Source organism: Acinetobacter kookii, assembly GCF_900096895.1.
GTDB classification, from domain to species: Bacteria; Pseudomonadota; Gammaproteobacteria; order Pseudomonadales; family Moraxellaceae; genus Acinetobacter; species Acinetobacter kookii.
Genome location: NZ_FMYO01000006.1, coordinates 150,230 through 161,629, shown reverse-complemented (window position 1 = coordinate 161,629; position 11,400 = coordinate 150,230). Strand labels below are relative to the sequence as shown.

At 41.9% G+C, this 11,400-nt stretch carries 8 protein-coding genes and 1 pseudogene; 8 read left to right on the top strand and 1 reads right to left on the bottom strand.

Annotated elements, in window-relative coordinates; translation table 11 throughout:
- Positions 1-662 (top strand): IS30 family transposase (locus BLP85_RS10270; protein ID WP_143002187.1); only part of this gene is annotated, 662 nt, incomplete at its 5' end.
- A 124-nt stretch (positions 663-786) separates the two neighbouring features.
- On the opposite strand, the gene gltA is transcribed toward BLP85_RS10270, so the two are convergent.
- Positions 787-2,064, bottom strand: coding sequence for a citrate synthase (gene gltA, locus BLP85_RS10265; RefSeq protein ID WP_092819990.1), 1,278 nt, complete (start codon positions 2,062-2,064; stop codon positions 787-789).
- A gap of 1,012 nt (positions 2,065-3,076) precedes the next feature.
- On the opposite strand from gltA, the gene sdhC reads away from it, so the two are divergent.
- The 7 genes and pseudogenes from sdhC to odhB all read left to right on the top strand — a co-directional run bounded on the left by sdhC (position 3,077) and on the right by odhB (position 11,363).
- Positions 3,077-3,475, top strand: a complete 399-nt coding sequence (gene sdhC / locus BLP85_RS10260; RefSeq protein ID WP_143002188.1) for a succinate dehydrogenase, cytochrome b556 subunit — start codon at positions 3,077-3,079, stop codon at positions 3,473-3,475.
- A complete protein-coding gene (gene sdhD, locus BLP85_RS10255) occupies positions 3,475-3,840 on the top strand; it encodes a succinate dehydrogenase, hydrophobic membrane anchor protein (RefSeq protein ID WP_092819989.1) in 366 nt (121 codons plus the stop codon). Before sdhC ends, sdhD begins: the two co-directional genes overlap by 1 nt.
- A 12-nt stretch (positions 3,841-3,852) precedes the next feature.
- Positions 3,853-5,751, top strand: a complete 1,899-nt coding sequence (locus tag BLP85_RS10250; RefSeq protein WP_092819988.1) for an FAD-binding protein — start codon at positions 3,853-3,855, stop codon at positions 5,749-5,751.
- Between the two features lie 14 nt (positions 5,752-5,765).
- Entirely contained in the window at positions 5,766-6,476 is a 711-nt protein-coding gene (locus BLP85_RS10245; protein ID WP_092819987.1) for a succinate dehydrogenase iron-sulfur subunit, read from the top strand.
- A gap of 583 nt (positions 6,477-7,059) precedes the next feature.
- A pseudogene (locus BLP85_RS14835) lies at positions 7,060-7,152 on the top strand (hypothetical protein); the annotation flags it as partial.
- Between the two features lie 153 nt (positions 7,153-7,305).
- A complete protein-coding gene (locus tag BLP85_RS10240; RefSeq protein ID WP_092819998.1) occupies positions 7,306-10,146 on the top strand; it encodes a 2-oxoglutarate dehydrogenase E1 component in 2,841 nt (946 codons plus the stop codon).
- Complete coding sequence (gene odhB / locus BLP85_RS10235; RefSeq protein WP_092819986.1) at positions 10,146-11,363, top strand: 2-oxoglutarate dehydrogenase complex dihydrolipoyllysine-residue succinyltransferase; 1,218 nt, start codon at positions 10,146-10,148, stop codon at positions 11,361-11,363. Before BLP85_RS10240 ends, odhB begins: the two co-directional genes overlap by 1 nt.
- Positions 11,364-11,400: the final 37 nt, after the last annotated feature.

Here is an 11,400-nt window from a genome sequence, read left to right as displayed (position 1 = left end):
ATTCAACGATACGAGCATTACCAAAGGGTGAGTTGAAAAAAGACTTATTATCCTGTCTGCGTCATGAAAATAAAAAGCGAAAAGCTAACGGTGAACCTAAAAAAGATTCTATATTACAGGATATTAAAACTATTCATGAGCGCCCAGCCGAAGTTCAAGAAAGAAAAATACCGGGTCATTGGGAAGCTGATTTAATTAAAGGTAAAGACAATAAAAGTTCGATAGCAACACTTATTGAACGAAATACACGGCTCTGTATCTTGGCAACATTACCTGATGCAAAGGCAGAATCAGTGCGCAAGGCTTTAACTGAAGCTCTGAAATATTTACCTGCAGAACTGCGTAAAACGTTGACCTATGACCGTGGACGCGAGCTGGCAGAACATAAAATACTTGAAGAAGATTTAGGCATAGATGTATATTTCTGTGACCCACATTCACCCTGGCAAAAAGGCACATGCGAAAATATGAATGGTTTAATTAGGCAATATTTACCTAAAGGGATTGATTTAAATCAGGCAGATCAGCATTATTTAAATCAAGTTGCGATGTCACTGAATACTCGTCCTAGAAAAGCGTTAGATTGGCTTACACCATTAGAGAAATTTGCTCAGCTTGTTGATTATCATAAGACTTTTCAAACTGTCGCACCTCATGTTTGAATTCGCCCATTTTTTCTTCAAAAAAATAATTAAAATTTTGATTGTAAAAATAGATGGGTAGAAGTAAAAGACATAAAAAAACCACCCATATGGGTGGTTTTTTTAGTAATCAATTCTAAATGAATTAACGACCTTGGATGTCACGTTGAACTTCACCAGTGTAAAGCTGACGTGGACGACCGATTTTGTAAGGACCGCTGTGCATTTCTAACCAGTGGCTGATCCAGCCCACTGTACGTGCAAGTGCGAAGATTACAGTAAACATTTCAGTCGGGATACCAATCGCTTTAAGGATGATACCTGAGTAGAAGTCTACGTTAGGGTATAGGTTACGTTTAATGAAGTATTCGTCAGAAAGCGCGATACGTTCAAGTTCCATAGCAAGTGCAAGCTGTGGATCGTTGATGCCAAGTGCACCAAGAACTTCGTCACAAGTTTCTTTCATTACTTTCGCGCGTGGGTCGAAGTTTTTGTACACACGGTGACCGAAGCCCATGAGTTTAACTTCTTTAGTCTTCACTTTTTCCATGAAGCCAGCCACGTTTTCTACAGTGCCGATTTCATCAAGCATCTTAAGAACGGCTTCGTTCGCACCACCGTGAGCAGGACCCCAAAGTGCAGAGATACCAGCAGCGATACATGCATAAGGGTTAGCACCAGTAGAACCCGCTAGACGTACTGTAGACGTAGAAGCGTTTTGTTCGTGGTCAGCATGAAGCGTGAAGATACGGTCCATTGCTTTCGCAAGAATTGGGTTAACTTTGTAGTCACGGTCTGCAGGAGTAGCAAACATCATGTACAAGAAGTTTTCAGCGTAGCTCAAGTCGTTACGTGGGTAAACGAATGGTTGACCAACTGTGTATTTGTAGCTCCAAGCCGCTAGCGTAGGAACTTTAGCAATCAGGCGGATTGCAGTAATTTCACGGTGGTTAACATCTTCGATGTCCAGGTTGTTGTGATAGAACGCAGAAAGCGCACCAACTACACCAACCATGATTGCCATCGGGTGAGCGTCACGACGGAAACCATTGAAGAAGCGGCTAACTTGGTCGTGAACCATAGTGTGGTTACGAACTTTAGCATCAAATTCTACTTTTTGTTCAGCGGTTGGAAGTTCGCCGTTTAACAATAAGTAGCAAGTTTCTAGATAGTCTGCTTTAGTTGCAAGCTGGTCGATTGGGTAACCGCGGTGTAAAAGCACACCTTTATTACCATCGATGAATGTGATTTTAGATTCACATGCAGCTGTTGCCATAAAACCAGGATCAAAAGTAAAGTGACCTGCGGCCAACACATCTTTAACGTCGATTACATCTGGGCCCAATGTGCCGCTGTAAATTGGTAATTCAATTTCTTTGCCATCAAGCTGTAAAACGGCTTTTTTGCCAGTTGCTGCAGACATTCAATAGATCTCCTGTCCTGGTGAATGTTTTATCTGACTCGTAGTACTAATCTTTTAATGCGCGAATCAGACGGATCAAAAATTTGCTATAAGATTAGAGAGTACTGAAATTTTGTCAATTATACTTATGGATAAAACGACGCCCTCATAAGGATTGGATCACAAAATCCAGTAGCCATGAGGAAAATATCAGTATCGACGCCGTATAATAAGTCAAATGAAAATAAGTTGCAGAAAAAAATATGCATGTTGTGGGAATTGTAGGCAATTTTTAATTCCTAAAAACTCTGATAGATTGAAAATTTATATCAAGTCTAATATTTAAAATTATTATAAATTTCGTAACTTACATCTTTTTATTGTGTTTTTTGCTGTTTTATTGGTCATAATTAAAAGCGATAAATTAAAAGTAAAATAAAGTTTGTTTGGTTAAAAAATAACTGCTAAAAGTGGGTGTAAATGCTGGTTATTTGTTCAAATTGGGAAAAATAAACCATAATTTTGCTGAAAAAATCAGCATGATTTTGCTGTAGAGGGGAGTTATTCACAGACTAAGTGATTATTTCATTTCATGATCTTAAGCTGATATAATTTTTATAAATGCTATATATTTATATTAAAAATGAAAATTATCATAAATGATATAAATGTGGTTAAGCTTGTTGTAAAATATAGTAATTCTTTGTTCATCTTTAGTCTAAATAAATAAATTTAATTCTCAAAGCTAAAAACGATAAATAAAATTGGCTTTTATTTAATAAAAACCAAGCATATAGCTTTGTTTTCTTAGATGTATTTTGTCTGCTTGATCTGGGGATTTCATGTTAATGATTCTTATTTAATATTTTTTTATGGAAAAGCTAAATGTGATTGTTTGTGTTTTGATAGTTCACGTTTTATAATTCAGTGTCGTTTTAAAATTAGGTGTTACTGGATAGAGTAATTGCCTAAAAATGCTAGCTTTCCTTCGAATTAATTCCAACAAACTCCGGATGGAGTTTTTACTTACAGGATGCCCGCTGTGAAAAGCAACAGACCTGTCAATTTGTCCATGGGTCAAGTTTTAGAAGTAAACTTAAAATCCCCTGTGGCTATTGCATCAATTCTACACCGTCTTTCTGGTGTCATCGTATTTTTACTTGTACCGGTACTTTTGTGGCTTCTAGACAAATCATTGTCTTCTGCTGAAGGTTTTGCTGAAGTTCAAGCAATCTTTGGCGGCTTCATTGTACGCTTTATCGTATGGGTATTTGTAGCCGGCTTACTTTTCCATTTTATTATGGGTATTAAGCATTTACTTGCTGACCTTGGTTTTGCTGAAGAACTGCAAAGTGGTCGTGTAGCAGCTACTATTTCATTGATCTTGGCTGCGATTTCAATTGTCGCATCATTTGTATGGATTGTTCTCTAATGAAAAGTGCTACAGGTTTAACGGGTTCAGGTTCTCGCGATTGGTTTATCCAACGTGTAAGTGCTGTTGTATTAGCTGTTTATACTGTTGTGGTATTGGGTTGGATCCTTCTTAATGGTGGATTTAACTATGAACAATGGTTTGGCTTTATGATGACATTACCAATGAAGATTATGTCTTTATTGGCAGTCTTATCTCTTGTCGCACACGCTTGGATTGGCATGTGGCAGGTATTCACGGATTATGTGACTACTCGTCAAATGGGTCCTTCAGCTTCAGGCTTGCGTTTGGTGCTGACTTCAGCAGTCATTATTGCTGTATTTGCATATGCAATCTGGGCGATCCAGATTTTTTGGGCGAATTGATAGGAAAATATCATGGGCGCTATAACCCCTAAAGAAGATTACACAAATATTCCACACGAAACTTTCGATGCTGTTATCGTTGGTGGTGGTGGTTCAGGTATGCGCGCATCTTACCAGCTTGCTCAGGCGGGTTTGAAGGTTGCGGTACTGACTAAAGTATTCCCAACACGTTCTCATACTGTGGCTGCACAGGGTGGTATTGGTGCATCTCTTGGTAACATGCAAGAAGATAACTGGCACTACCACTTTTATGACACCGTAAAAGGTTCTGACTGGTTAGGTGACCAAGACGCGATCGAATTTATGACGCGTGAAGCGCCACAAGTGGTTTATGAATTAGAACACTTGGGTATGCCATTCGACCGTAACGCAGACGGTACAATTTACCAACGTCCATTCGGTGGTCACTCTGCAAACTACGGTGAAAAAGCGGTTCCTCGCGCATGTGCTGCAGCTGACCGTACAGGTCACGCACTTCTTCACACGCTTTATCAAAGCAACGTGAAAATGGGTACGCAATTCTTCGTGGAATGGATCGCTCTTGACTTGATCCGTAACGAAGAGGGTGACGTACTGGGTGTAACTGCTATTGACCAGGAAACTGGTAAAATTGCAGTATTCCAGGCGAAAGCAACATTGTTCGCTACAGGTGGTGCAGGTCGTGTTTACCGTGCATCTACTAACGCATATATCAACACTGGTGACGGTCTTGGTATGGCGGCTCGTGCAGGTATTCCATTACAGGATATGGAATTCTGGCAATTCCACCCAACGGGTGTTGCGGGCGCAGGCGTATTGTTAACTGAAGGTTGTCGTGGTGAAGGTGCAATCCTTCGTAACAAAGACGGCGAACCGTTCATGGAACGTTATGCTCCAACTTTGAAAGACTTGGCGCCACGTGACTTCGTATCACGTTCTATGGACCAGGAAATCAAAGAAGGTCGTGGTTGTGGTCCTAAAGGTGACTACATTCTTCTTGATATGACGCACCTGGGTGCTGACACAATCATGAAACGTCTTCCATCTGTATTCGAGATTGGTAAGAAATTCGCGAACGTGGATATCACTAAAGAGCCAATTCCAGTAGTACCAACAATCCATTATCAAATGGGTGGTATTCCAACGAATATTCATGGTCAGGTTGTGGTTCCTGAATCTCGCGAAACAACTCCGCTTGAAGCACACTACAACAAAGATACTGATGTTTATTCTACAAATGCGGAAGGCCGTGACTTCACTAAACCAGTGAAAGGTTTCTATGCAATTGGTGAATGTTCATGTGTATCTGTACATGGTGCGAACCGTCTAGGTACAAACTCATTGCTTGACTTGGTTGTATTTGGTAAAGCTGCTGGTCAACATATCATTGACTATGTAACTAAACATCATGGTGATGAGTACCAACCGCTTCCTACGACTGTGCTTGAACAAACTGTTGAGCGTATTCGTAAACTGGATGAGTCAACTTCAGGTGAAAATGCTCAAGAAGTTGCTGATGCAATCCGTGATATCGTTCAAGACCACGCTGGTGTATTCCGTACATCTGCACTTCTTGAAGAAGGTGTGAAGCAAATTCTTGCGATTGAGCCACGTGTTCGTAACATTCACTTGAAAGACAAATCTAAAGTATTCAACACTGCACGTATTGAAGCTTTGGAAGTTGAAAACTTGTATGAAGTGGCGAAAGCAACACTGATTTCTGCTGCTGCTCGTAAAGAATGTCGTGGTGCGCATACGGTGGTCGATTTTGAATTGCCGCCAGAACATGCGGATTATCCATACGGTCGTCGTGATGATGAGTGGATGAAGCACACATTATGGTTCTCTGCTGACAACCATCTTGAGTACAAGCCAGTGCGTTATAAGCCTTTATCGGTTGCCGCAATTCCACCTAAACCGCGTACATTCTAATAGGGAGAAGTAAGATGAGTAGAGGTACTCGTACATTTAATATCTACCGCTACGATCCTGACAAGGATAAAGCACCGTACATGCAAACTTTTAAACTTGAATTGACAGACAAGCACCGTATGTTGCTTGATGCTCTTCTTGCGTTGAAAGTACAAGACGAATCTTTAACGTTCCGTCGTTCATGCCGTGAAGGTATTTGTGGTTCTGATGGTGTAAACATCAATGGTAAAAACGGTTTGGCATGTTTGTGGAACCTGAACGACTTACCAGAAGTGATTACTGTTCGTCCACTTCCAGGTCTACCAGTGGTTAAAGACTTGGTTGTAGACATGAACCAGTTCTACGATCAGTACAACAAAATTCACCCGTTCTTGATCAACAACCAGCCTGCGCCACCGAAAGAGCGTTTACAGTCTCCTGAAGAACGTGAACACCTTGACGGTTTATACGAATGTATTCTTTGCGCATGCTGTTCAACTTCATGTCCGTCATTCTGGTGGAACCCTGACAAGTTCCTGGGTCCTTCAGCATTGTTGAATGCTTACCGCTTCATCATTGACTCTCGTGATACTGCAACTCAAGAGCGTTTGGCTCGTCTTGACGACCCGTTCTCGCTATTCCGTTGTAAAGGCATCATGAACTGTGTATCAGTTTGTCCTAAAGGTCTTAATCCAACTAAAGCTATCGGTCACATCCGTAGCATGTTGTTAGACCAAGCAGGCTAATCTGCTCCAGTCAAAAAAAGCACACCCATAGGTGTGCTTTTTTTATACTTTTAATAGTTGTAAATAAGTATGGAATACTAAATGCTTATATGAATAGATGGGAGTGGGGGTGTGCAGCGGTGTTAAAAAATATATAATTGATTAAAACAAAAGCAGAATTTTGCTTAAAAACGATCTGGGCCTGGTGGGATGGTTTGAATGGGTGATTAAAGCACTAATTTTAGGCTTGAATCTGCAAATTTGAGATTAAAATGTTATTATATAACGCAGATAAAGAGAGCCAGTTTAAATATTGTGCTCTCTTTTGTTATATATGGTGAGGTGGGCTAGGACTTTGGTCTAGATTGAATCTAATTATGAGATAAAGCACCATATGTTAGATGAAAATGTTAGATGTGTATTTCGCTAAGTTATGAGAGGTATGTGTCAAAAAAATCAATTGCAACTGGAGAACATGTTACGATTTGACACAAAGCTATATTTAAAAAAAGCCCTGTATTTGCGTACATTTTTTCAACATTTGAAATTATGTATAAGGTTTATAAATAAATATAAATCGCTTTAGAAAAATTAAGTCACGTAGTTATTTTTTCTAAGTCGATTTGCAAAAAATTGCTCGGTTTTGGTCGAGTATATATCAATGAGTGATGATGCCAATGAGGGCGTTATGATTCATTATTCACATTGGGTTATTCCTAATGTAGTGATCACGCCTCATGGCTTATGCCTTATGGGGACTAATGTCATGTTACCAATTTGACATTATTAATCATGGGTTCGCTTAAAAAGCATCCTGAAAATGTTTTTGCAATAGGAAATGGGTCCACAAATGCAAGAAGTTGCTGACGCACTGCGTCTTGACACTGAACTTAGCGCTGACAGTGCAGCGTATATTGAAGAACTTTATGAGCAGTATTTGACGGCTCCAGATTCAGTAGGTGCTGACTGGCAAGAATACTTCGGTAAATTCCCTAAAGGTGATCAACCACATAGCAATGTACGTGAGCAATTCCTTTTATTAGGTCGCAACTCAAGTCGCGTTCAACCTGTGATTCAAAGTGCTGTAAGTTCTGAGCATGAGCGTCGTCAAATTGGCGTATTGCAACTCATTGCAGCTTATCGTAACCGTGGTCATCAAAAAGCAAAATTAGATCCATTAGGTTTGGCTAAGCGTGAAATCGTGCCTGATCTTGATCTTGCTGCGCATGGTTTGACTCAATCTGATTTAGACACAGTGTTTAACACGGGCAACCTTGCAATCGGTAAAACTGAAGCAACTTTAGCTGAAATGGTTCAGGCAATGGAAGCAACTTATTGTGCTTCTATTGGTGCTGAATACATGCACATTGTTGATACCAAAGAAAAACGCTGGATTCAACAACGTCTTGAAAGTGCAAAAGGCCAATTCGGTTTCACTGCTGAACAGAAAAAACACGTCTTAGAACGCTTAACAGCAGCTGAAGGTCTGGAAAAATACCTCGGTAATAAATACGTTGGTGCAAAACGCTTTGGTGTGGAAGGCGGTGAATCTTTCATTCCTATGGTGAATGAACTGATTCAACGCGCAGGTTCTGTAGGCTGTAAAGAAGTGGTTATCGGTATGCCTCACCGTGGCCGTTTAAACCTGCTTGTGAACATCATGGGTAAAAACCCGGCTGACCTGTTTGGCGAGTTTGAAGGTAAATCACTGCACAAAAAAGGTTCTGGTGACGTTAAATACCACCAAGGTTTCTCATCTAACGTGATGACTCCAGGCGGCGAAGTTCACTTGGCATTGGCATTTAACCCGTCGCACCTTGAAATTGTAGGTCCTGTGGTTGAAGGTTCTGTACGTGCGCGTCAAGTGCGTCGTAAAGACATTGGCGGTGACGATGTATTGCCAATCATTGTTCACGGTGATGCAGCATTTGCAGGTCAAGGTGTTAACCAAGAAACCTTCCAGATGTCACAAACGCGTGGTTATACCGTAGGTGGTACAGTTCATCTTGTGGTCAACAACCAGGTGGGCTTCACAACTTCTGACCCACGTGATGCACGTTCTACAGAATACTGTACTGATATCGCGAAAATGATTCAGGCACCGATCTTCCATGTGAATGGTGATGATCCTGAAGCTGTATTGTTTGTTTCTCAATTGGCACATGACTTCCGTCATACTTTCCGTAAAGACGTTGTAATTGACATGTTCTGTTACCGTCGTCGTGGTCACAACGAAGCGGATGAGCCAGCTGCAACTCAACCAATGATGTATCAGGTAATTAACAAAAAAGCGACCACTCGTACGCTTTATGCTGACCAACTTGTACAACAAGGTGTTCTGGATCGTGCTGCTGCTGATGCAATGGTTGAACAATACCGTTCAGACCTTGAAGCAGGCAAGCATGTTGCCAATGCCTTGGTACTTGAACCAAATACCAAAATGTTTGTTGACTGGACTCCATACCTAGGTCACGAATATACAGACGAATGGGATACATCATTCCCAATCGAACGCTTGAAAGAACTCGGTACCAAAATGCGTGAGCTTCCAGAAGGCTTCGTGATGCAACGTCAGGTTGCAAAAGTGATTGATGACCGTCTGAAAATGCAAACGGGTGAAATGCCCCTGAACTGGGGTGCTGCAGAAACTCTAGCCTATGCTTCTATTCTGGATGAAGGCTTCCTGGTTCGCTTAACCGGTGAAGACGTGGGGCGTGGTACCTTCTCACACCGTCATGCAAAATTGCACAACCAGGTGGACGGTTCAACTTACATTCCATTATGTAACCTGAAAGAAAACCAGCCACGTACAGCAATTTATGACTCTTTATTGTCAGAAATGGCGGTACTTGCATTTGAATACGGTTATGCAACGACGCTTCCAAAGAGCTTAATTATCTGGGAAGCGCAGTTCGGTGACTTCGCGAACTGTGCGCAAGTCGTGATTGACCAGTTCATCGCATCTGGCGAAACCAAATGGGAACGCGTGTGTGGTTTAACCATGCTTCTTCCACACGGTTTTGAAGGTCAGGGTCCAGAACACTCATCTGCACGTTTAGAACGTTTCTTGCAGCTTTGTGCTGAAGACAACATGCAGGTGATGACACCGACTACCCCAGCGCAAATTTTCCATGCGATGCGTCGTCAAGCACTTCGTCCAATCCGCAAGCCAATGATCATCATGTCGCCGAAGTCATTGCTTCGTCACAAACTTGCAACTTCTACGCTTGAAGAGCTTGCAAATGGTTCATTCCAGACTGTGATTGACGAAATCGACAACATCAACAAGTCTGATGTGACTCGTCTGGTACTTTGTGGTGGTAAGGTTTATTACGACTTGCTTGAAAAACGTCGTGAACAGGAATTAAACAACACTGCAATCGTTCGTATTGAACAATTGTACCCATATCCAGAACAACGCATTGCTGAAGTACTTGCTTCTTACCCAAATATCAAAGAAGTGGTTTGGGCTCAAGAAGAACCGAAAAACCAAGGTGCTTGGTTGTTCATCGCACCGCGTCTATATGACGACGTGATGAAATCAGGTAAACAAGTACGTATTAGCTTCGCAGGCCGTGAAGCTTCTGCTGCACCGGCATGTGGTTCACCATATTTGCACGCAAAACAACAAGCTCAGCTGGTAAATGACGCACTCGCGATTGCAGCTGAACAATCAGGAGATTCTAAATAATGGCAACCGAAATTAAAGCACCGGTATTCCCAGAGTCAGTTGCTGACGGTACGATCGCAACTTGGCATAAACAACCAGGTGAAGCGGTATCACGTGATGAAGTGATCTGTGATATCGAAACTGATAAAGTTGTTTTGGAAGTGGTTGCTCCTGCGGACGGTACAATTGCGTCAATCATTAAAAATGAAGGCGACACAGTACTGTCAAATGAAGTGATTGCACAGTTTGAAGAAGGTGCTGTTTCTGGCGCTGCGCAAACTCAAGCCGTTCAATCTGAAGAGAAAGTTGAACAAGCTGCAGCTCAAACTGAAGCGGGTGCTGCACCTGTGGTAGAACGTAGCCAGCCTGTTCAAGACCAAGCTCCAGCAGTGCGTAAAGCATTGACTGAAACGGGTATTGCAGCTAGCGATGTAGCAGGTACTGGTCGCGGTGGCCGCATTACTAAAGAAGATGTTGCAAACCATCAAGCTAAACCGGCGGCTCCTGTTGCTGCGCCTTTAAGCGTTGCTGTGGGTGAGCGTATCGAAAAACGTGTTCCTATGACCCGTCTTCGTAAACGTGTTGCTGAGCGTTTACTTGCTGCGACTCAATCAACAGCAATGTTGACTACGTTCAACGAAGTGAACATGAAACCAATCATGGAAATGCGTGCTCAATATAAAGACGCATTCGAAAAGCGTCATGGTGCGCGTCTGGGCTTCATGTCATTCTTCGTTAAAGCAGCGACTGAAGCACTGAAACGCTACCCTGCTGTAAACGCTTCTATCGATGGTGATGACATTGTTTATCACGGTTACTATGACATCGGTGTGGCTGTATCAAGCGACCGTGGTCTAGTGGTTCCTGTATTACGTGATACTGACCGCATGAACTATGCTGAAGTAGAAAACGGTATTCGCGCTTATGCTGCTAAGGCACGTGACGGTAAGTTAGGCATTGAAGACATGACTGGAGGTACGTTCACTATTACCAATGGTGGTACTTTCGGTTCATTGCTTTCTACGCCAATTTTGAATACACCACAAACTGCAATCTTGGGTATGCACAAAATCCAGGACCGTCCTATGGCAGTGAATGGTCAAGTAGAAATCTTGCCAATGATGTACTTGGCGCTGTCTTATGACCACCGTTTAATTGATGGTAAAGAAGCTGTAGGTTTCCTTGTAGCAATCAAAGAATTGTTAGAAGAACCTGCTCGTCTTATCCTTGACCTTTAATTCTATAGAATAAATCCATGGGCTTAGAGCGAAACTC